19 protein-coding genes are annotated in these 21072 nt (G+C 51.3%); 3 read left to right on the top strand and 16 right to left on the bottom strand.

All coding sequences use genetic code 11. The features are described 5' to 3' along the window. Positions 1–43: 43 nt before the first annotated feature. Both glgC and ACTZWV_RS08115 read right to left on the bottom strand, forming a co-directional pair. Positions 44–1318 carry a glucose-1-phosphate adenylyltransferase gene (glgC, locus tag ACTZWV_RS08120; RefSeq protein ID WP_444786279.1) on the bottom strand — a complete coding sequence of 425 codons (1275 nt, stop codon included), beginning with the start codon at positions 1316–1318 and terminating at the stop codon, positions 44–46. Between the two features lie 190 nt (positions 1319–1508). After that, positions 1509–3527 (bottom strand): oxidoreductase, encoded by a 2019-nt coding sequence (locus ACTZWV_RS08115; protein ID WP_444786062.1) that lies wholly within the window; start codon positions 3525–3527, stop codon positions 1509–1511. 185 nt (positions 3528–3712) lie between these two features. On the opposite strand from ACTZWV_RS08115, the gene sppA reads away from it, so the two are divergent. Together sppA and ansA are read left to right on the top strand one after the other, a co-directional pair. After that, positions 3713–5593, top strand: a complete 1881-nt coding sequence (sppA, locus tag ACTZWV_RS08110) for a signal peptide peptidase SppA (RefSeq protein ID WP_444786061.1) — start codon at positions 3713–3715, stop codon at positions 5591–5593. A 72-nt stretch (positions 5594–5665) separates the two neighbouring features. After that, on the top strand, positions 5666–6682 hold the full coding sequence (gene ansA / locus ACTZWV_RS08105; protein ID WP_444786060.1) for an asparaginase: 1017 nt from the start codon (positions 5666–5668) through the stop codon (positions 6680–6682). A 73-nt stretch (positions 6683–6755) separates the two neighbouring features. Here ansA and ACTZWV_RS08100 read toward each other — a convergent pair whose 3' ends face one another. From ACTZWV_RS08100 to ACTZWV_RS08065, 8 genes are all read right to left on the bottom strand, one after another. Continuing rightward, on the bottom strand, positions 6756–9467 hold the full coding sequence (locus ACTZWV_RS08100) for a DUF349 domain-containing protein (RefSeq protein WP_444786059.1): 2712 nt from the start codon (positions 9465–9467) through the stop codon (positions 6756–6758). Then, positions 9457–9738 carry a YeaC family protein gene (locus ACTZWV_RS08095; protein WP_444786058.1) on the bottom strand — a complete coding sequence of 94 codons (282 nt, stop codon included), beginning with the start codon at positions 9736–9738 and terminating at the stop codon, positions 9457–9459. The genes ACTZWV_RS08100 and ACTZWV_RS08095 overlap by 11 nt, the downstream gene beginning before the upstream one ends. Then, on the bottom strand, positions 9739–10068 hold the full coding sequence (locus ACTZWV_RS08090) for a zinc ribbon domain-containing protein (RefSeq protein ID WP_305550910.1): 330 nt from the start codon (positions 10066–10068) through the stop codon (positions 9739–9741). 35 nt (positions 10069–10103) lie between these two features. After that, complete coding sequence (pbp4b, locus tag ACTZWV_RS08085) at positions 10104–11768, bottom strand: penicillin binding protein PBP4B (RefSeq protein WP_444786057.1); 1665 nt, start codon at positions 11766–11768, stop codon at positions 10104–10106. A gap of 8 nt (positions 11769–11776) precedes the next feature. Beyond that, positions 11777–12904 carry a M14 family metallopeptidase gene (locus tag ACTZWV_RS08080; RefSeq protein WP_444786056.1) on the bottom strand — a complete coding sequence of 376 codons (1128 nt, stop codon included), beginning with the start codon at positions 12902–12904 and terminating at the stop codon, positions 11777–11779. A 104-nt stretch (positions 12905–13008) separates the two neighbouring features. Then, positions 13009–14460, bottom strand: a complete 1452-nt coding sequence (locus ACTZWV_RS08075; RefSeq protein WP_444786055.1) for a glyceraldehyde-3-phosphate dehydrogenase — start codon at positions 14458–14460, stop codon at positions 13009–13011. 128 nt (positions 14461–14588) lie between these two features. Continuing rightward, a complete protein-coding gene (gene msrB, locus ACTZWV_RS08070; protein ID WP_444786054.1) occupies positions 14589–14999 on the bottom strand; it encodes a peptide-methionine (R)-S-oxide reductase MsrB in 411 nt (136 codons plus the stop codon). Continuing rightward, positions 14996–15694, bottom strand: coding sequence for a helix-turn-helix transcriptional regulator (locus ACTZWV_RS08065; protein WP_444786053.1), 699 nt, complete (start codon positions 15692–15694; stop codon positions 14996–14998). The genes msrB and ACTZWV_RS08065 overlap by 4 nt, the downstream gene beginning before the upstream one ends. A 181-nt stretch (positions 15695–15875) precedes the next feature. Here ACTZWV_RS08065 and ACTZWV_RS08060 point away from each other — a divergent pair, with 181 nt between their 5' ends. Next, positions 15876–17654, top strand: a complete 1779-nt coding sequence (locus ACTZWV_RS08060; RefSeq protein ID WP_444786052.1) for an alkaline phosphatase D family protein — start codon at positions 15876–15878, stop codon at positions 17652–17654. A gap of 61 nt (positions 17655–17715) precedes the next feature. Here ACTZWV_RS08060 and ACTZWV_RS08055 read toward each other — a convergent pair whose 3' ends face one another. From ACTZWV_RS08055 to ACTZWV_RS08030, 6 genes are all read right to left on the bottom strand, one after another. Then, complete coding sequence (locus ACTZWV_RS08055; protein WP_444786051.1) at positions 17716–18234, bottom strand: hypothetical protein; 519 nt, start codon at positions 18232–18234, stop codon at positions 17716–17718. Between the two features lie 141 nt (positions 18235–18375). Continuing rightward, entirely contained in the window at positions 18376–18771 is a 396-nt protein-coding gene (locus tag ACTZWV_RS08050) for a DUF3224 domain-containing protein (protein WP_444786050.1), read from the bottom strand. A 42-nt stretch (positions 18772–18813) separates the two neighbouring features. Beyond that, positions 18814–19602, bottom strand: coding sequence for a Crp/Fnr family transcriptional regulator (locus ACTZWV_RS08045; RefSeq protein WP_444786049.1), 789 nt, complete (start codon positions 19600–19602; stop codon positions 18814–18816). A 174-nt stretch (positions 19603–19776) separates the two neighbouring features. Then, positions 19777–20184, bottom strand: a complete 408-nt coding sequence (locus tag ACTZWV_RS08040) for a GFA family protein (RefSeq protein ID WP_444786048.1) — start codon at positions 20182–20184, stop codon at positions 19777–19779. A 33-nt stretch (positions 20185–20217) separates the two neighbouring features. Further along, positions 20218–20547, bottom strand: coding sequence for a hypothetical protein (locus tag ACTZWV_RS08035; RefSeq protein WP_305550926.1), 330 nt, complete (start codon positions 20545–20547; stop codon positions 20218–20220). 22 nt (positions 20548–20569) lie between these two features. Beyond that, positions 20570–21049, bottom strand: coding sequence for a hypothetical protein (locus ACTZWV_RS08030; RefSeq protein WP_444786047.1), 480 nt, complete (start codon positions 21047–21049; stop codon positions 20570–20572). Positions 21050–21072: the final 23 nt, after the last annotated feature.

Here is a 21072-nt window from a genome sequence, read left to right as displayed (position 1 = left end):
CTGCTCCGCCCTTTTAAATCTCTGCGCTTACTCGTAAGCTGGCTTAGTCAAAACCGATCATCGCGCCTTTGGGGATCACGATAACGCCACTGGCCGACACATGAAAGCGCTGTTTATCCAACACCGGGTCTTCACCGATAATAGTACCGGGCGCAATTTTAACGTCCTTATCAATAATGGCACGGCGAATACGGCAACCGCGGCCAATATCGTTGTTACCCATCAGCACGCATTTTTCAATATAGCTGTGGCTGTGTACATGCACGTTAAAGCCAAGAATGGACTGATACACAATAGAGCCGCTGACAATACAACCGGACGCCACCATAGAGCTGATAGCCTGACCGGTGCGGTTGGCCTCGTCATGAACAAACTTAGCCGGCGGCACCGGCGGCGTATAGCCGCGCAGCGGCCAGTATTTGTTGTATAGATCAAACGGCGGCGCTACTGAGATCAGGTCCATATTAGCTTCGTAATACGAATCTATGGTGCCGACATCACGCCAGTAACCGCTGCTACTCTCGCTCTCGCCACGAATGGTGTTGGAAGAAAAGTCATACACATACACCTCACCGGACGGATACAAGCCCGGAATAATGTTATGGCCAAAATCGTGTTTCGAGTCGGCCTGCTTTGCGTCGTCTTCCAATACCGACACCAGGGTTTTGGCTTCAAAAATGTAGTTACCCATCGAGGCCAGTACAAAGCCGGGCTTGCCGGGTATGGTTTTCGGGTTGGTTTTCGGCTTTTCTTCAAAGCCGATCATTTTGCCATCGGCATCTACTTCTATTACACCGAATTCATGTGCCTGCTCTACCGGCACCGGTATTGCCGCTACGGTAAGCACTGCCTGCTTGTGACGATGAAAATCCAGCATCTGGCGTACATCCATTTTGTAAATATGATCGCCGCCAAACACACAGACATGCTCCGGGTCCAGGCCATGAATTAAATGCAGGTTTTGGTAAATGGCGTCAGCTGTACCTAAATACCAGTGTTTACCGGTTTGCATTTGCGCCGGGATCGGGTCGATAAAACGGTTGGTTAAACCGGTAACCCGCCAGGCGCGGCTTAAATGCTTCATTAAAGAGTGGGATTTAAACTGAGTAATAACAAATATTTGCAGTAAATCTGAATTGACAAAGTTATTTAACACGAAATCGACAATGCGGTAGTTACCGCCAAACGGTACTGCAGGTTTTGCTCTGACACCGGTTAACGGGGCTAAGCGCGTGCCCTCACCGCCTGCCAGTATCATGGTTAATACCCCGGACATAGAAACTCCCTGTTGTGCTTGCTGTGTGTGTTTTTTATGCAGTTTGCAAAGCTGATACCAGAATAGCAGCCTGCATGGCGAAAAGGCCAGCAGTCAATATGCATAACTGTTTGCGCCAGCACAAGATAAAAGCCGTAAATGTCTTAAACATGACAAAGGCACCAAAATGGTGCCTTTATTAACACATATCACTAATACAGTGCATGCAGTGGCACCAGACAGGTGCCGGCTGTCAGATAGCGGCGGCCAGCTCCGCGCCCTGACGAATGGCCCGTTTGGCATCCAGCTCGGCGGCCACATCGGCACCACCAATCAGGTGCGGCGTAATGCCATGTTGCGTTAACCCTGCAACCAGGGCGCGTAACGGTTCCTGACCGGCACAAATAATCACGTTATCGACATTTAAACAGCGCTCTTCGCCGGCAATCTCCACCCACAAGCCGTTATCATCGACTTTCAGGTAGTTAACGCCGGCAATCATCTCAACGCCCTTTTTCTTCAGCGAGGCACGGTGGATCCAGCCGGTGGTTTTACCCAGCCCTGCGCCCACTTTGCTGCTTTTACGTTGCAGCAAAAATACTTTTCGCTCTGCCGGTTGTGGCAGCTCGTCCGGCAGTAAGGCGCCACGCGCCTGGTAGCTGTGATCAATACCCCAATCTTTTAACCAGGCCTTTGGTTGCAAGGTTAACGAATGTGGCTCTGTCAGGTACTCCGCTACATCAAAGCCGATACCGCCGGCGCCGATGATAGCCACATTTTTACCCACGGCTTTGTGATCACGCAATACATCTAAATAGCTCAGTACTTTTGCATGGTCGCTGCCGGCAAGGCCGATATCACGCGGCACTATGCCACTGGCCAGCACCACTTCGTCAAAACCGGCGGCTTTTAAACTGTCTGCGGTTTGCTCGCTGTTTAAAAACAGTTTTACCGCATGCAGCTCCAGCATACGGCCAAAATAGCGCAGCGTTTCGTGAAACTCTTCTTTACCGGGAATTTGCTTGGCGTAGTTAAACTGGCCGCCAATCTGGTGCGACTTATCAAATAAATGCACCTCATGGCCGCGCTGGGCGGCATAAACACTAAACGCCAACCCGGCCGGGCCGGCGCCCACTACGGCGATTTTTTTCCGCGTTGCTGCAGCGGTAAAATTCAGCTCGGTTTCATAACAGGCACGCGGATTAACCAAACAGCTGGCGCGTTTATTTTGAAACACATGGTCCAAACAGGCCTGGTTACAGGCAATACAGGTATTAATCAGCTCGGCCTGATCCGCCGCCGCTTTGTTAACAAAGTCGGCATCGGCTAAAAACGGCCTGGCCATACAGACCATATCGGCCTGGCCGTTGGCAAGAATATCCTCAGCCACCTGGGGATCATTAATGCGGTTGGTGGCAATGACCGGAATGCTCAGTTGGGTTTTTACCCGTTCGGTGATCCAGCTAAAGGCTGCGCGCGGCACCATAGTGCCGATGGTGGGCACCCGTGCTTCATGCCAGCCGATACCGGTGTTAATTAAGGTGGCACCGGCAGCCTCTATGGCTTTGGCTAACGCCACCACTTCATCGTAGCTGTTGCCATCTTCCACCAGATCCAGCATAGATAAGCGGTAAATAATAATAAAATCATCGCCACAACGCTGACGCACCGCCTTTACCGTTTCAATGGCAAAGCGGCAACGTTTATCAAAACTGCCGCCCCATTCGTCGGTACGCTGGTTGGTGCGCGAACAAATAAACTGGTTAATTAAATAACCTTCCGAGCCCATTACCTCTACACCATCATAACCGGCCTTTTTTGCCAGCTTAGCAGAGTGCGCGAAGTCTTTTATCGTGTTCCTGACCTGTCTGGCCGACATTTGCGCCGGTTTAAACGGCGTAATAGGTGACTTAATGTTGCTTGGCGCCAGGCTAAACGGGTGATAACCGTAGCGGCCGGCGTGCAGTAACTGTAAGCAAATCTTCGCGCCGTGCTGATGCACTGCCTGCGTAACCTGCTTATGTTTACCGGTTTGCCACCAAAAGCTCAGTTGGCTGCCAAAGGGCACCAAATTGCCACGAAAATTCGGGCTGATACCGCCGGTAATAATTAAACCGACACCGCCTTTAGCGCGCTCTGCGTAAAACGCCGCCAGTTTGGCAAAGCCATGCTTCTCTTCTTCCAGGCCCGTATGCATTGAGCCCATAATGACGCGGTTTCTAAGCGTGGTGAAACCCAAGTCCAGTGGTTGTAATAATTTTTGGTATGCCACATTACCCTCTCTGGTCGTACCTGTTGTTTGGGGCAGACTTTAGCTGCTTTGCTACCGTATAGCAAGCTGTGCCCACAGGCTTAATTGCTGTAACACATTTACTTACAAATTCCGTTTAGCCTTTAACGCCAAATTGGTTAGCATAGCATTATGCACAAGTTGTGATATTTAAACAGGAATTACCTATGACAGAGAGACGCCCCGGCTTGATCCGCCGGCTGTTCAGCGCCATTGCCCGGCTTTACCGCGGCTTTCGTTCCATTATCCTTAACCTGCTGTTTATCAGTATAGTGGTGTTGCTGGCAGTATCGATTTTCAGCAGTGATGATAAAGTAAAAGTGCCGCACACTGCCGCCCTGGTGTTGAACCTGACCGGTGACCTGGTAGAAGAAAAACGCTGGACTGACCCAATCGCTACAGCCATTAACGAAAGCCTCGGCGGCCAGGAAGAATCGCCGGAAGTGCTGGTAAGCGATGTTGTTACGGTAATTGAGAAGGCAAGCAAAGATAACCGTATTCAGGCACTGGTGTTGGATTTGTCCATGCTGGGCCGTGCCTCGCTGGATAAAATGCAACTGATAGGTAGTGCTATTGAAGGCTTTAAAGCCAGCGGCAAAAAAGTACTGGCCTATGGCGGTTACTATGGCCAGAACCAATATTACCTGGCCAGCTACGCCGATGAAATTAGTTTAACCCCAATGGGGGCGGTCATTCTGGAAGGCTACGGCAGTTACCCGATGTACTACAAAAATGCGTTGGAAAAGCTGAAGATCAACACTCATGTGTTTCGTGTCGGCACTTATAAATCTGCCGTTGAGCCATTTTTGCGCAACGACATGTCAGATGAAGCCAAAGAAGCCAATATTGCCTGGTTAACTGAGCTGTGGAGCGACTATAAACAGCAGGTAGCACAGCGTCGTGGCTTTGCCGTAGATAACTTTGACGAAACCTATGCCGCCCTGCTGGAAAAACTTACTGCTGCAGAAGGTGATCTCAGCCAGTATGCGGTAAACGCCGGCCTGGTTGATCAGATAAAAAGCCGTGAAGCCTTTCGCCGTGACCTGATTGCTATCGTCGGTGAAAATGACGACCACACGTACAACTATGTTACTTTTGCTGATTATGCCGATTTAGTTATTCCGGCACAGCAATTTGATAACCCGCTGACCGACAAGGTTGCCATAGTAGTGGCACGCGGCGTGATTGTTGATGGCAGCGCCAAAGCCGGCACTATCGGCGGTGATACTACCGCTGCCCTGTTACGCCAGGCCCGCCACGATGACAAAGTAAAAGCCGTAGTGCTGCGCATTGACAGCCCGGGTGGCAGTGCTTATGCATCCGAAGTTATTGGCCAGGAAATCAGCTTGCTGCGCGAAGCGGGCAAACCGGTTATCGCCTCTATGGGTGCGGTTGCAGCCTCAGGTGGTTACTGGATAGCCGCACCGGCAAATGAAATTTGGGCTGCACCTACCACTATTACCGGCTCGATCGGCATCTTTGGTTTACTGCATACTGCTGAGCAAGCTATGCCCACCTTGGGCCTGAATGTTGACGGTGTCGGCACCACTGAGCTGGCCGGGTTATCTGCAGGCTTACCGCTGTTTAAAGGCCTGGAGCCAAAAGCTAAAGACTTGTTTCAATTACTGATTGAACGCGGTTATACCGAGTTTTTAACCATGGTGGGTGAAAACCGCAATATGACCAACACTGAAGTAGATAAGGTAGCGCAGGGCCGTGTTTGGACCGGACGTAAAGCGCAGGAGCTGGGCCTGGTAGATAAACTCGGCACTATTGATGACGCCATCAAAGCAGCGGCAGACAAAGCCGGCCTGAGCAGCTACGACGTTAAAGTGGTGCAACATAAACTGACGCCGGCTGAGCAAATGATTAAAGATTTGCTCGGCGAAGCCAAAGCACAGGGCTGGTTACCGCAGACTGCGATCAGTGCCGAGCAAAAACTGCTTGGCAAGTTAACCCAACAACTGAAGCAGGATTTTGTGTTACTGAACCAGTTTAACGATCCGAATGGCGTTTACTCGTACTGCGTTAGCTGCAGCATTAACTGACAGTTAAGCCGAAGTCGATTACAATGCCCGGTACCTACCGGGCATTTTTATTTGAACTCCAATTTGAGCATTATGAGCAGAAAACGCATTTATGTCGCCTACACCGGCGGCACCATAGGTATGCAACATTCCAATCAGGGCTATGTGCCGGTGCCGGGCTTTTTAACCGATACGGTAAAACGCATGCCGGAATTCTACCGTGCAGAAATGCCGGAATTTGATATTCATGAATACCACCCGGTAATTGATTCATCCGATATGACACCGGAGCATTGGCGGCATATTGCTGAGGATATTCAGCAGCAATACCATAACTACGACGGCTTTGTGGTGCTGCACGGCACCGACACCATGGCCTATACCGCTTCGGCGCTGTCTTTTATGCTGGAAAATTTAGAAAAACCGGTGATTATTACCGGCTCTCAAATTCCGTTGGCGCAAATGCGCTCTGACGGCCAGGTTAATTTGCTCAATGCGTTGTACCTGGCGGCCAACTACCCGATTGCCGAAGTGGCGCTGTTTTTTAATAACCAGCTGTTTCGTGGCAACCGTGCCACCAAAGCCGATGCCAATGGCTTTAATGCCTTTGCCTCGCCGAATTTTCCGCCGCTGCTCGAAGCCGGTATACATATAAACCTGGTGGCCGGCCGTTTAAGCCAAACCAAAGTGGCCGCGCCGTTAACCCTGGCCTCTGTGGTACCGCAGCCGATTAGCGTGGTCACGCTGTATCCGGGCATTCATACCGACGTGATCCGCAATATGACAGCGGCACCGGTACGGGCGTTGATTATTAAGTCTTTTGGTGTAGGTAATGCACCGCAGCGGCCAGAGCTGCTGCAAATTCTGCGCGATGCCACTGAGCGTAGTTTAATTATTGTTAACTGCACCCAATGTTTTAAAGGCACAGTAAATATGCAGGGTTATGCTACCGGCAATGCGCTGCAACAAAGCGGCGTAATAAGCGGCTACGATATGACGTTGGAAGCCGCGCTGACCAAACTGCATTACCTGCTGAGCAAGCCGCTCAGTGCAGAGCAGATACGCCAACAGATGCAGCAGGATTTACGCGGAGAACTTACTGCTGACTAAGGCGGGAGGACCAATTTACCCACGCTGTACGGCTAACTTTAGCTGTCAGCGTGGGTAACACAGTAGCTGAATATCAAACAAATAATGCTTTAACCCGCGCCAGCAACGGCAACTCGGCTTGCGTTACCGGACCAAACTGCAGCCAGCGTTTTAGCAGGCTGTGTTTATCCAGTGCACTACCCTGATTGTGCTTATCCGACAACAACAATAACTGCACCTGTTGCCTTGCGCTTTGTTCACCTGGCGGCGACGGCATATCGGCTATCAACTCTAACGCCAACGTCAGTTGCGCCCGGTTAAACTGCTGCTCCTGCTGCTTGTTAAAACACTCTCTGTAGCCGGCAGGTAATTGCTCCGGGCTAACATCTGTAGTGCCAAGCAAGTCAAACATCTGTGCAAACTCACGTTGCTGCTGTTGCTGCTGCCATGTTTGCTGCTTCTGTTGCAGTTTATCCTGTAACCGGCGTACGGCTTGCTGCGCGTCTCTGCCATCAGCCTGAAGCGCCTGCAGCTGTTGTTGCAGCTGTGCCAGAGCATCAGGCTCGTTAGCCGCCTCTACTGCCGCAGTTAGCGCTGTCAGCTGCGCTTCAAGCTGTTTCAGCTGTGCTTGTTCGGCTTGTTTTTGCTGCTCAAACTGCTCTGAACGGGCATTAAAGAAGCCATCGCAAACGGCGCGAAATTGCTGCCACAGTGCTTGATCCTGCTTACGGGCAGCATTACCGGCGGTTTTCCACTGCTGCTGACATTCTTTCAGCACCTTAGCGGTCTGATTGGGTTCAGCCAGATTAAGTGCCGCTTGCGCTTGTTCAATCAGCTGCTGCTTGGCCGCAGCGGCCTGTTGCTGCAAGGCAGTTAATTGCCCGCGCAGCGGCACAAGCGCCTGGTTAAATTGCTCGTTCAGTGCGGTAAATTGTTGTTTATCAACGGCGCCGGCCTGCTGCCAGCTTTGCTTAAGTTGCTGCAGCCCGGTATCCAGCGCTTTGGCGTCCGGCTGGCTCAGGGCAAACTGCTGTGCTTGCGCGATGATCTGCTGACGTTGCAGTACATGCTCAGCCCGCAATGCATCCTGAGCAGCAAAATAGGCACGGCAAGGTGCGAACGCTTGTTCACACGCTTGGTCAAAGGCGGCGTTCAGTTCTGTTTCTAACGCCGGGTCGGCTTTGCCCAAACTGTTCCATTGTGCTCTGGCGTGTTTTACTTCGTCGGCACGTTGGCGCATCTGGTTTTCTGTCAGCTCGCCGCTTAGCTGTTGCATCTGTTGTAATAACTGTTGCTTACGCGGCGTGGCAATATATTCCTGCCAATCGGCCAGTTCGGCCATTTTATCGCGGGCAAAGTCGTAGTCTTTACTCAGCGGCACTTGCTGCGCGGCGGTTAGTTGCTGATAATCCTGTTCAATACCTTTAAATAAGCCAAACAACACTTTGTATTTACCGGCACTGTATAACCGGCGGTACTGAGCCAGCTTACTGCGGCACTGGCGCTGGGTTTTCTCTGCTTGCTGACTAAAAGCTTTTTCGGCCTGCTGCCATTGTTGCGCCAGAGCGTTTTTCGCCTGCAGTAAGCTGGCCGGTACAGCAATAATCATCGCTTTGCTCAGTTGCCTCCACTGCTGTTGCCATTGCTGTAATTGCTCTGACGCTATGGCAAAGGCTTCCGCAGTGTCGGGCAGCGGCTGCGCCGCCCAATCTGCCACGATACGGGTTAAGCCAGTTAACTGCTCTGCTAATTCCGGCAGCTGCGTTAACTGCTGCTGTAACTGACTGATGCGGTTATGCAACGGCGTCTTATTTGTTACATCAGCAGAGGCCAGCTCTGTTGCCAGGCCGCTAAGCTGTTGTTCTAACTGCTGCGCTGCACTGATGTCGGTGGATAACAAGGCCTGCTGCAAGGCGTGCTCCAACGTATCAATACGCTGTTGTATTACCTGTTGCGCTTCGGCTTTGGCAGCGGCGGCGGCCTGCTCTGCCTGTTGCCGGCTAAGCTCTGCTAAGCGCGGCGCTAACCACTGGTTAAGCTGCGCCACAATTTTGTCGTATTTAGTACGAAATTCTGCCGCTTCAGTGCCCAGGCACGCCAACTCTGCTTCCAGTTGCTGCCACTGTGTTTGATACTCCGCCAATTGTGCCGGCAGTTCTGCCAGATCAACCCGGTCGCGTGCAGCATTTAGTTTGGCCAATAACAGGGTAAGTTGTTTACGCAACAGTTGCGGCTTTTGTTTTTCTTCCTGCAGCTGTGCCAGTTTGTGTTGTACGCCGGTCAGCAATTCACCGTCGAGCTGTTTGGCCAATTTTTCCAGCAGTTTTTCGTCATCAATTTGTGCCAACAACTGCTGCTTTTGCGCCAATTGCAGCACCGGGTCCTGCAGTGCTTTAACATTAAGCTCAGCTTTATTTAAACGCTGTAGCAGGCTGAATTTAATGCCGGCGTCGGTTTCAGTTTGCGCCAGTTGCTCCAGAATACTGCTGCGGTTGCACTGGGCAATAAATTGCTGCTTTAATTTCGGCTCGACCTGATTGTGCAGTAACTGTTTAATCAAGGTTTGTTCGGCCAGTTGCTGCAAACGCTCTGCACTATCTTGTTTACTGGCTTGCCACCACAGCGAAAAATCGTTCAGTTTGGTCAGCGCAGCTTTGCGCACTGCTTCAGCGCCGTCGTTAAACGCCAGCTCATGCAGCACGGTTTTATGCGCCTGATCATTGCTGTTCAGTTCAGTGATGGCCAATTGACGCACAGCGGCATCCGGATGTTGCCACTTTGGTTTGAAAAAACGTTTAAAGATCATCGTGCGGGAACCTTGCAATGGTCGGCTGAGTTTCGAATTGTTTTTTTAGTTCGGCTTTGGATTTTTGCACCATCTGGCCATCGGCGCCGATGGTAAAGAGCTCGTTTGATTTTAATACCTGCGCCTGGTACGCCATCACTAATTGTAAGCTGTGCGCACGCTGGGCTTCTGTCATGGCATTGCCATCTGCCCAGCGCCCGGTGGCAACAGCTTCGGCCAGTTTTTCATAGGTGTCAGGCGTCATCGCCTGCACTAAGGCATTAAACGGCATTTATTTACGCCCTTTCTTCAACAGCATAATGCGGATGCGGGTAATAATGTACCAGCAAAAGCCGATGGCGCTCAGGCCCATAAAGGCAATTTGCTGCAAGCTGCCCTGCGCCGGCGAAAACCAGTATATGGAGCCAAAGCCACCCAAAAACAACAGCATAGACAACATGCCATGATTCATCAGGCTTTGTGATTTGCTCAGACGTTTATCCCGTGCCAGCGATTCCAGCTTTTCTGCTGACAGATTGCTCAGGTCTTGTTTACAGCCGCTGCATTGCGGGCTTTTATCAGAAATTTTTTGTCCGCAAAACGGACAGGAAATAATAGCCATGGTACTCCAATCTAAATTGCGGCGGCTTGCTCCGCCTACTGCATTGCCTGGTATATTTTACTCATGATGCTGCCATACATACCAGTTTCAAACTGATCGCCGGCAAAATAATAACTGTCGTCACCTTGTGCCACAATCGGGCTGTGCTTTTTATTGGTCAGCAGCACCACCACTAAGCCGTAATACGGATCAATAAGCGTAGCGGTTCCGGTCCAACCGGTATGACCAAACGCATAGGCGCTGGCATAAGGACCAAAGTGCCAGTTTAAATCGCCCTGCACCGCCGTGCGCCAGCCCAGCCCCACGGTATGGTCGCTGACAGAAGGCCGGACAAACTGCTGGATAATGGCCTGGCTGAACACCGGCGTTAACTCATAGCCGCCGTGCAAGGCCAGCATGGCAAGGTTTGCCGTTTCGCGCGCAGTAGAAAACAAGCCGGCATGGCCGGCTACGCCGTCAAATGCATACCGGGCTTTTTCATCATGCACGGTACCGCGTACTACCCCGCCCTGATCTGCCGGAAACTGCACGCGGCCACCGCGGCTGTTGCCATCCAGCTCAGTGGCAGCGATCTGTGTTGCCGCTATACCTTTACGCAGCGGATTAAACAGTGTCTGCTTCAGCCCCATTGGCCGGTACAGCTGTTGTTCAAGGTATTGATCCTGCGGCATACCAGTGATGCGTTCAATCAACAGCCCCAACAGCATATAGTCGATATCACTGTACACCGCTTTGCCGCCGCGCTCGCGCACAAAGGGCACTTGTGTGGCAATCAGCTGCATCGAGCGTGCACGGTCGGTGGAATAAAATGCCGCACCATGGCGGTTATCCGGTTTATGAAAATGTACTTCCGGCTCGTAGCCGGCATTGTGCAGTAACAAATCACGCACCAGCCGCTGCTCGCGGCCATCGCCCTGATATTCTGCCAGGTAATGTTGCAGCGGCAAGTTAATATCCAGCTGCCCGCTATGCACCAAATGCATGATGGCATAGTTAGTGGCGTACATTTTGGTGTTAGAAGCCAGGTCAAACAAGGTATCTGTCTGCATCGGCTCAGGCTGCGCCAGCGCTTTACCGGTGGTGTCATAACGGCTGGCATAGCCGTAGGCGGTGTGTTTTACAATTTTGCCGTCTTTGGCAATCAGCAACACAGCGCCGGCAAAGCCCATGGTTATTTCGCGCTCAATCAGCTCATCTAACTGCGCTAAAGTCTGTACAGACATAGCAGCATCTTCTGCGGTGCCGTCAACTAAGCGCGGATAAGGCACCACTATGCGCAGCTGCGCCCCAAGCGGTTGAATATCCAGCAATTCCAGCTGGTTAAGACCGTCACGCGTTACCTTGCTGATATCCAGCGTCAGGTAGCGCCCCAGCGCTGCCGGTGCAGTTATTGGCAATACAGTACCGTTAATACTTAAGGTAAAAGATTGCGTGCTGCCCAGATCTACCAGCAACTGCCCCTGCTGACGATAGGCGGTAAAACCAGCGCGGTTATTCACCCAAGCGCGTTTACTGCTTGTTTGTGGCCAGCTGACATCCAACTGCCCCACGGCCTTGCCGCTAAGCAGAGCCTGGCGCTGTATCTCAGTTTGGCTGCCAAGCGGCAACGGCGATACAGCCAGCCAGTGTTGCACTGCAGCACAGCTGGTTAGCGTCAGGATTACTGACACTAACAGCAAACGCTTAGCCCCGGTTAACATCGACGTTATCAGCGCAGTTTATCTACCACCGCCAGCACGGCCGGCAGCATATCCTGGCCCAGTTTCATTGAGCGTATATCAGACCAGCCATAGGCGTCATCCGGCAGGTTGGCGTTATCTTTAAACGGCATTTCTACCGTGTACGCCAGGCAGTTAAACTGCTCTCCCACCCAAGCCGTAGCGACGGTCATATTGGCTTTACCCGGCTCGTCCAAATCATAGCCAAATTCGGTCTGGAACTCCGGCGTTACCGCCAGCAGAGTTTGCTTAAACAGTGTTTCCAACTGTTGAATGCGCTCGTTATAGGAAGGCACGCCTTCGCTACCGGCAACAAAGTTATACGGCAGGTTTTCATCACCGTGCATATCGAGGAACAGATCGACACCGGTTTCCAGCATTTTTTGCCGCACCAGATACACTTCCGGGCTTTTCTCCAGCGACGGGTTCAGCCACTCGCGGTTTAAGTTCATGCCGGCAGCGTTAGTACGCAAATGGCCGCGTACCGAGCCATCCGGGTTCATATTCGGCACTATGTAAAATACCGCTTTGTCCAGCAAAGCACGGGCTACGCCATCGTCTTCATCCAGCAGGCGGTCCAGCAGGCCTTCTATCAACCACTCGGCCATGGTTTCACCCGGATGCTGACGCGCAGTGATCCAGATTTTCTTTTTGCCTTCTTCCGGCTCACCGACAATTAACAGGCTCATATCACGGCCGTCTAAGGTTTCGCCCAGCTCAACTAACTGACAGTTGTAGTCAGACTGTGCCTGGTGCAGTAAATCCATATGCCGCTCGTAGCTGTATGGCGCAAAGTAAGCGAAATACACCGAGTTAGCTTCAGGAAAATGCTTAATAGTTAAGGCCTTACCGTCAAAGCTGGTGTCTACGCGAAACCAGGTTTGCCGATCATAAGACGCCACCGCCTGATAATTTTTCCAGCCATCCGGATAAGCAGAACCACCGGCGTTGGTGATGGTTAACGTATGCAACTGGGCATGTTCAGTGCTTAAGCGAAAGTGAAACCACTGGTAAAAGTCAGATTGATTGTCTTTGCGGATGGCCAGTTGAATGTTGTCCGGAGAGTCGGCCTGTAATACTTCGATATTACCGCTGTCAAAATTGCTGCTGATTTTCATAATCGGATCCATTGGTTGAAACTGTGAGATTATTAAAAAGGATTCTAACAGGTTAGCGCTAAAGAAAAAGCCGCTTAAAAGCGGCTTTTCGGTAAAGTAACGTTTTAACGCGCTATCGGCAGTGTCGGGTACTTAATACCGGCCATATCGTTCATTACGCGGATAACCTGGGTGCTGTAACCAAACTCGTTGTCATACCACACGTACAACACACAGCGATCGCCATCTACAATGGTGGCTTGCGAGTCAACGACACCGGCGTAGCGTGAACCGACCAGATCTGATGAGACGATTTCGGTAGAAGCAGTAAAATCGATTTGATCCTGCAATTCTGAAAACAGCGAGGTGCGTTGCAGAAAATCGTTCATCTCGTCGCGGTTGGTTTCGCGATTTAAGTTCAGTGACAAAATGGCCATCGATACATTCGGCGTCGGTACACGAATAGCATTACCGGTTAACTTGCCTTTTAACTGCGGTAACGCCTTGGCCACAGCGCTGGCCGCACCGGTAGAGGTTAATACCATGTTCAGCGGTGCTGCGCGGCCGCGGCGCTCGGCGCTGTGGAAGTTATCAATCAGGTTTTGATCGTTGGTGTACGAATGCACCGTTTCAACATGGCCGTTACGGATACCAAACTCATCTTCCAGCGCTTTTAATACCGGGGTAATCGCATTGGTAGTACAGCTGGCGGCAGAAACAATTTTATGCTCCGCTAAAATCATATGCTGGTTTACACCATAAACGATATTCGGCACATCGCCTTTGGCCGGCGCAGTTAACAGCACCTTAGCTGAACCTTTGCTGTTAAAGTGGATGCTCAGCTCTTTATCGTCTTTCCAAATACCGGTGTTATCTACCACCAGTGCATCACTGATACCATATTGAGTGTAATCAACCAGTTCCGGAGAATTGGCGTAAATCACTTTAATAAAGGTACCGTTGGCTTTAATGCCCTGGTTCTCTTCATCCACGGTGATGCTACCGTTAAAGGGGCCATGGATAGAGTCACGGCGCAGCAGGCTGGCGCGTTTTTCCAAGTCACCTTTTTTACCGCCGCGTACCACTATGGCACGTAAGCGCAGTTTGCTGCTCGGGCCGGAGCGTTCCAGCATTAAGCGCGCTAACAAACGGCCGATGCGGCCAAAACCGTACAACACTACGTCTACCGGTTTTACCTGATCTTCATGATCCAGCAGTTCGGCCAATTCACGCGCTAAATACTGCTCCAGCTCGGTGCCGTTAGCCGCATTTTTATAAATATAGCCATACGCCAGCTTACCGATATCAACCCGGCCCGGTGCTAAATTCATTTTGCTTATCGCTTCGAGTACCGGAAAGCTTTCGCGTAAACGCAGTTTTTGTCCTTCAAACCGTTCGACACTTTTGTGGGCTTTAATAATGTCGATAGTGGTGGCATTAACCAGCGGACGACCATACACCACCACTTCAATACCTTTGTTACGGTATAAGCGGCCGATAATTGGCTGCATGTTTTCGGCATATTCCTGGCGTTCCTGCCAGCTTTTCTGGTACTGCTCTGCGTGCGATAGGGTCATGTGTAGAGGCCTTTTACTTCAGTAAGATGAATTAATCGGTGATGCCAAAGCACGGTCTGCGCCGCTGATGCTCCAACGGCGCGTATTGTAATAGAAGTTGAAAGCCTACGACAACAGTTACAACAATTTTATTCTGCGCTATCGCTAAAGCTTAACGACACCGAGTTTACGCAATAACGCTGGCCGGTGGGTGCCGGACCATCGTCAAACACATGGCCCAGATGTGCATCACAGTTCGCACAAAGGATTTCGGTGCGTGTCATGCCATGACTGCTGTCTTGTTGATATTTTACCCGGCCTTCTATTGCCTGATAAAAGCTGGGCCAGCCGCAGCCGGCATCAAACTTGGTGTTTGAGCTAAACAACTCAGCACCACAACATATACAGTGATAAGTACCGGCTTGCTGATTGTGCAGCAAGTCGCCGCTAAACGGATGCTCTGTGCCTTTAAGCCGTGTGACACGGTATTGCTCGTCGGTTAAGCGTTCACGCCACTGCTGTTCAGTAAGTTGTTCGGTCAATTGTCCGGTTAGCTTCATTGCGATTCCCCCTGATGTTGATGTTTCATCTCAAGCCGCCATTCGCGGGTGAGTTGCATACGCCGGCGCGGGTAAGACTCTTTTGCTACGATAAGCTGGCCAATCCGGTCCAGCCGGAAGTGACGAAATTCGTTACGCAATTCGCACCAGGCCACCAGCATACGGCTACGGTCGAAAAACGCCAGCATAATAGGCCATACCATGCGTTCACTGGCGGTGCCGTCTTGCCGAATATAGCTGATTTGCAACCGGCGCTCACGACGGATGGCTTCACGCACCTGCCGCAAAAACGCGGCGCCTTTGTCATCGCGGGTCGGAAAGGCCAGCAAACCTATATCATGGATCCGGTCACGTAAATCTGTCGGTGCCGACGCCGCCACTTTTGCCAGCACATTGCGGGCAGCCGCCACTAACTCATCATCACCCTGCCCCTCGACCCAACGCAAGCCCAGCGCTAAGGCTTCCAGCTCAGCTTCATCGAACATCAGCGGCGGCAGAAAAAAGCCGCTTCTGAGGATATAACCAATACCGGCTTCTCCGTCGATACCGGCCCCCAGGGTGATCAGCGTTTGAATATCGCGGTACACCGTACGTACCGACACCTGTAACTGCTCTGCCAGTACGGCCGCCGTTACCGGATGCCGGTAGTGCCGCAACTTGTCCATTAAGCGAAATAAACGTGCTGTTTTATCCATAGTACTTACTGTTTAACCCTGGCCTGTACTGCAGTTTACCTCAAGCTGCTGACAAAGTATGTCAGCAGGCTTTTTGGAACATGTGATGCAATACTGTCATGTAACACTATGATTATTATTCATTCACACAACCGTCATATAAATTTGGTTAGCTGGCGCCGGATATTTCAGGAGTATAATAATGCCAACCCTTACCCGACGTGATTTTATTAAAGCCTCTGCTGCCGGTTTTGGCAGTGTGGTAATTTCAACCAACCTGTTGGGCTGCAGCAGTGATACCCGCGCGCCACAGCCGCTGCCGTACCGCGTGCAATTTTTGCATGGCGTTGCCAGTGGCGACCCCAGCCATGATGCGTTAATTCTCTGGACCAGGCTCAGCGCCGATGCCGCTCAGGTGCCGGTGCAGTGGCAGGTAGCAACAGACGCCGGTTTTACCAACCTGGTGCGCAGCGGTGACACTCAAACCTCGGCAGCCAGCGACTACACCGTAAAAATAGATGTGCGTGATCTGAGCGCCGGCACAGTGTATTTTTACCGCTTTATCGCCGGCACGGTTATCTCGCCGGTTGGCCGCGGTAAAACCCTGCCGCAAGGCGATGTCAGCTCAGTGAAACTGGCAGTATTTTCCTGCTCAAATTATCCGGCCGGCTATTTTCATGTTTATGCTAAAGCGGCAGAAATAGCTGATTTAGATGCGGCCCTTCACCTTGGCGATTATATCTATGAATACGCCGCCGACGGCTACGCCTCTGAAGATGCGGTGGCACTTGATCGCGTGGTGCAACCGGACAGAGAAATCCTCAGCCTGGCCGACTACCGCCAACGCTACGCGCAGTACCGCACCGATGCGCAGCTGCAGCAAATTCATGCTGCCGCACCCTTTATTGCCGTGTGGGATGACCATGAAATTACCAATGACAGCTGGCGCGATGGCGCCGAGAACCATCAAAGCGATGAGGGTGACTTTACCGCGCGCAAACTGGCTGCGCTGCAAGCCTATTTTGAATGGATGCCCATTCGCCCTGCCAGCAGTACCGATCAGCAAACCATTTATCGCCAGTTTCGCTTTGGCTCCCTGGTAGACTTACTGATGCTGGATACCCGCATTATCGGCCGTGATGAACAACTGGCCTATGGCAACTATGTTGACCCGGTAAGCGGCCAGTTAGACGCCGCACGCTTTAGCAGTGATTTAAGCCAGCCTAACCGCACTCTGCTCGGTGCTGAACAGTTGCAATGGCTGTTGGATAAACTGCAGCAGTCTGATGCCAGCTGGCAGGTGTTGGGGCAACAGGTGTTAATGGGTCGCATGCAGCTGCCGGCGGCTATAGCATTGCAACAACTGAGTATTAACGACTTTGCTGAACTGGCGGCCTTAGCCCAACTGGCCGGGCGGGCACAAGCCGGCGATCCAACGCTGACAGGCGCTGAGCTGGCCTATTTACAAGCGAATCAGCAACGCTTGACACCGGAGGTTATCGCTTTGCTGCAGCTGCCGGCGATCCCTTACAACCTCGATGCCTGGGATGGTTATCCGGCAGAGCGCGAGCGGATATTGGCACATGCGCAGGCGCTGGGCAAAAAGCTGCTGGTACTGGCCGGTGATACGCATAACAGCTGGGCCAGCCATTTAAACCTCAGCGATGGCACGGCCGTCGGCGTTGAACTGGCGACCTCGTCGGTAACATCGCCCGGGCTTGAGCAATATATTAATCTGCCCGACAGAGATGCTGCCGCAGCCACCGAAGCCGGACTGGTGCAGTTGGTGCCGGAGCTGCAATACAGCAATGTCTACGACAGAGGCTTTATGTTGTTAACCTTCAGCCCAACAGAGCTGCACTGTGATTGGTTTTATGTTGACGGCATTAAACACAGCACCGCAGCGCTGTTACCGCAGCGGCAACAGCGGGCTACAGTAACCTTTAACGACACAGCGCCAAGGTTAACCTTAAGTAATTGATGGTTAAAAACAAACAAGCCGGCATTGAAAACCGGCTTGTTTAATGCTGTTGGGCCAACACTTAGTCGGCAAACAATTTGGCGATAGTACGATAATAATTGCTGGCCTTTGTGGCGTTATCATTTTGCAGCGTCGCCATTATTTGCCGGATTTGTGCATCGCTGTCGGCTAATACAAAGCTGTAACCACCAGTGGCAGAAGTACGGATACTCATACTCAGTTGAATAGTGCCGTCATTGCTGCGGATAAAGTTCAGGCTGTCGCGTACGGCAAAACGCTCTAAACTGTAGTAGAAAAACTGCAGCGCAAACTCAGTTTGCTGAAATGACGTAGGAAAATCTTTACGCACACTAAGGTAATCACTAAAAGCGCGGGATACCTGCTCACGGTCAGCAAATTTGTTGCCGGATAGCGCGCTTACGCCACTAAAATGCAGACGGCAATGGCCCGACGCTTTTTGTTCTATCATGCGCCAGCAGAGTTTATTTTGTTCAGTATTAAAACTAATGCCGGTTTTTGCCAACAGTGGCAATGATATTAAACTGAAGCACAGCAGCAGGATCCATCGCATTGTTATCATTTTGCATCTCCATGACAGCAGTATTACTACCTTAACAACATAAATACTCAGTGAGTAGTTCTTTTATAGCTGCTAATTTAGCTGTATGCAATTGATCCTGATATAAATAGCGGAACTTACTGCCAACGTCAGTACATTAGCTCAAGGCTTTAAGCTGTAATCAAAATCATAATAATGTTGGCCGTTTTCTATCCTGATGGCCATTTTTCCGCTTAAACCGCGCAGCTCGTCCGTGCCCGACTCCGGCACCACTTCCAGTACCAGCCGCTGCTCTGCATTGTGCATAATGCCAAAATGCTGCAATACAAAGCTGCCGCTTTTACCATCAAGCCGGCCACTCACCTGTTCAATCGCCACGTAACCGGCCGAGCCTTTCACCGCCGTCAACGCACTGAGCATTTCACCTTTGCTCGTTGCGCTAAGTGCCCCGTCAAAGCTTTTATCAATACTCATTCTACCGAGGGTATTACCATGCTCCCCGATGGCATAAGTGGGCATGGGTTGTAGTTTTACCTTAAAACTGCCTGATGCTTTCATTGTCAGCTCTCATATAACATTATAAAAATCCATCAGCACGCTTTACTTGCCGGCGGCCCGCGTTGGCAACGTTGCTACCGGAATAACAGCCGGATCCGTTATCACCTGTCGCTGAGTCAGATAAGGCAACAGAATGTCGGTTTCTTTTTTAACCACACCGTAGCATTCGCAACTGAGTGCTTCAAGCCTGGCGCGATCCAACACTTTAATTAAACCGCGCGAATAAGATATAGCGCCCAATTGCTGCAATTTAGACGCGGCCTGAGTAACGCCTTCACGCCGCACTCCCAGCATATTACCGATAAATTCCTGCGTCATGGTCAGATGATTATGTGACAACCGGTCCATCGACAGCAGTAACCAGCGACACAGCTGCTGATCTATCGAATGATGCCGGTTGCACACCGCTGTTTGCGCCATCTGCGTGATCAGCGCCTGGGTATAACGCAACATCAGTAGCAATAACTGGCCGTGGCGGTTAAATTCTTCTTTCACCAGTTGCCTGGGCAGGCGGTAAGCGAAACCGGCACTTTGCACCAAGGATCGGCTGGGTGTGCTCTCGCCACCCATAAACAGCGAAATGCCGAGTAAACCCTCATTACCCACCACCAAAATTGCCGTCGAGGCGCCATTTTCCATCATATATTGCAATGACACTATAGAGTCGGTGGGAAAATAAACGTGTGCCATAGCGCGGCCGGATTCGTACATCAAGGCGCGCAGCGGCAGCGGCACCAATTCCAAATGCGGAAACAGCCGTGCCTGCACCTCCGGCGACAGTGCTGCCAACAGATGATTCTGCTGCGGATGCGGTTGGGGTTTTACTGACATAAAAATCCTCGCTACATGGGCGTATTGATCTCGAACCGGCTAAGGCAAACGTCAGCTGAGCATACGCCCTACCCGGCACTGCTTCAGTGCGGTAGCGCGCAAGCATGATGTTGTGGTACTTGATATGAGCTTAAATTGTTAACATAACACAATACGCCGGCAGCGCCGAAAATTTCAGCTGCGGCCGGGTTCAAAGCTATCGTAGCGCGGTAAATTAGCGTCTAAATCTTCCCAATTGGCTTTGGAGCTGTAAAAGTTATGCGATAGTGGCCGCTCGCTGATCTCGCTGTTTAAAATGCCCAGCCGGATGCGGATACGCGCAGGGTCGTCAGCATTACTGCTGTATACCGGCGAGCCGCAGTTACGACAAAAATGCCGCACACGGCCTGGTTTAAAGGAAAATTGACTTAAGCATGCTGCGCCTTTTACCACTGCAAAGTCTGTGCTTTGTACAAAGCCATTGGTGGCAAAAGCCGTACCGCTGGATTTACGGCACAGCGAGCAGTGGCAATGAATAATACTGCTGATTGGCCCGTTAATTTCAACTGCGACTTCACCACACAAGCAGGCACCCTGATACATATTTACTCCCTTATAAAGTACTGAATGAATTTGTTAAAGTAAGCTGAAATTCAACGCGCCGTTGACGCTGTCCCTGAGCGCGTCCATAGCGGCATTTATGGCTTGTTCCACCGCCACACGGCTTAGCCCGGTAACCGTAAGCAACACCGTACGCGTGGCATTGCGCTGGATCTGATGATGCAGCCTGGCTTGCTGCGGGGTAATTTCCCCGGCCAACTGTAAGCGCTCTATCATCACCAGGTTTTCCGCCAGCTTTTTGGCTTCCACGGCGGCATAGTCTTTAATGTCGGGCCATTTATCCGACAGTTCACTGTTAAAGGCCTGCAGCATAGTAGCGCTGAGTTCTGCCACATTTAAGCTCATGCTATTTCCTTAATCTAACCGGTTATCCGCCGCGTTTTTTCGCCAGTTCAAGCTTTAAAATTGCCGTGATACTGCTGTCAAAGCTGGTACGCAGATTATCTACCTGGCTTGGGGTAAAACAGCCCAACTGATGCAACTGCTCCAGAGCAGTAAGGCTGTCTTGCAACAGCTCTACCTGCTCCACGGTTATCTCGTTGGCAGCAATGGCTTTGCTTCGCACCGCTATAGCGCTCAAGTCGACTTTTGCCTGCTGATAAAAACTAATATGGTTGCTGTAATTACACTCCGGCAAACCGGCCTGGCTTTGTACCGTGATAAAAAACAGCGTTACGTCTTTTTGCAGCGCCGTGACGGCATTGTCGGTTTTTTCATCATAGCTACTGATCAGCTTTACCGTGCAGCCGGATAACAGCAACAACAACGCCAACACCGGCCATATTGCATAGCATCGCAGCGCATAGGGTTTAGCCGCATAAAGCCTGTTCTGCTTAAGTAAGGTCACATTAGTCTCCGGCTCACGTTAAT

The sequence above is a fragment of the Rheinheimera sp. NSM genome (assembly GCF_052380015.1).
Taxonomy (GTDB): Bacteria; Pseudomonadota; Gammaproteobacteria; order Enterobacterales; family Alteromonadaceae; genus Alishewanella.
Note: the sequence above shows the minus strand (reverse complement) of the source record. Positions and strands in the feature narration are given on the sequence as shown.

Excerpts from the sequence above, each read along its gene's own strand:
- sppA (WP_444786061.1), top strand. The coding sequence starts at position 3,713 with ATGACAGAGAGACGCCCCGGCTTGATCCGCCGGCTGTTCAGCGCCATT.
- ansA (WP_444786060.1), top strand. The coding sequence starts at position 5,666 with ATGAGCAGAAAACGCATTTATGTCGCCTACACCGGCGGCACCATAGGT.
- ACTZWV_RS08100 (WP_444786059.1), bottom strand. The coding sequence starts at position 9,467 with ATGATCTTTAAACGTTTTTTCAAACCAAAGTGGCAACATCCGGATGCC.
- ACTZWV_RS08095 (WP_444786058.1), bottom strand. The coding sequence starts at position 9,738 with ATGCCGTTTAATGCCTTAGTGCAGGCGATGACGCCTGACACCTATGAA.
- ACTZWV_RS08090 (WP_305550910.1), bottom strand. The coding sequence starts at position 10,068 with ATGGCTATTATTTCCTGTCCGTTTTGCGGACAAAAAATTTCTGATAAA.
- pbp4b (WP_444786057.1), bottom strand. The coding sequence starts at position 11,768 with ATGTTAACCGGGGCTAAGCGTTTGCTGTTAGTGTCAGTAATCCTGACG.
- ACTZWV_RS08080 (WP_444786056.1), bottom strand. The coding sequence starts at position 12,904 with ATGAAAATCAGCAGCAATTTTGACAGCGGTAATATCGAAGTATTACAG.
- ACTZWV_RS08075 (WP_444786055.1), bottom strand. The coding sequence starts at position 14,460 with ATGACCCTATCGCACGCAGAGCAGTACCAGAAAAGCTGGCAGGAACGC.
- msrB (WP_444786054.1), bottom strand. The coding sequence starts at position 14,999 with ATGAAGCTAACCGGACAATTGACCGAACAACTTACTGAACAGCAGTGG.
- ACTZWV_RS08065 (WP_444786053.1), bottom strand. The coding sequence starts at position 15,694 with ATGGATAAAACAGCACGTTTATTTCGCTTAATGGACAAGTTGCGGCAC.
- ACTZWV_RS08060 (WP_444786052.1), top strand. The coding sequence starts at position 15,876 with ATGCCAACCCTTACCCGACGTGATTTTATTAAAGCCTCTGCTGCCGGT.
- ACTZWV_RS08055 (WP_444786051.1), bottom strand. The coding sequence starts at position 18,234 with ATGATAACAATGCGATGGATCCTGCTGCTGTGCTTCAGTTTAATATCA.
- ACTZWV_RS08050 (WP_444786050.1), bottom strand. The coding sequence starts at position 18,771 with ATGAAAGCATCAGGCAGTTTTAAGGTAAAACTACAACCCATGCCCACT.
- ACTZWV_RS08045 (WP_444786049.1), bottom strand. The coding sequence starts at position 19,602 with ATGTCAGTAAAACCCCAACCGCATCCGCAGCAGAATCATCTGTTGGCA.
- ACTZWV_RS08040 (WP_444786048.1), bottom strand. The coding sequence starts at position 20,184 with ATGTATCAGGGTGCCTGCTTGTGTGGTGAAGTCGCAGTTGAAATTAAC.
- ACTZWV_RS08035 (WP_305550926.1), bottom strand. The coding sequence starts at position 20,547 with ATGAGCTTAAATGTGGCAGAACTCAGCGCTACTATGCTGCAGGCCTTT.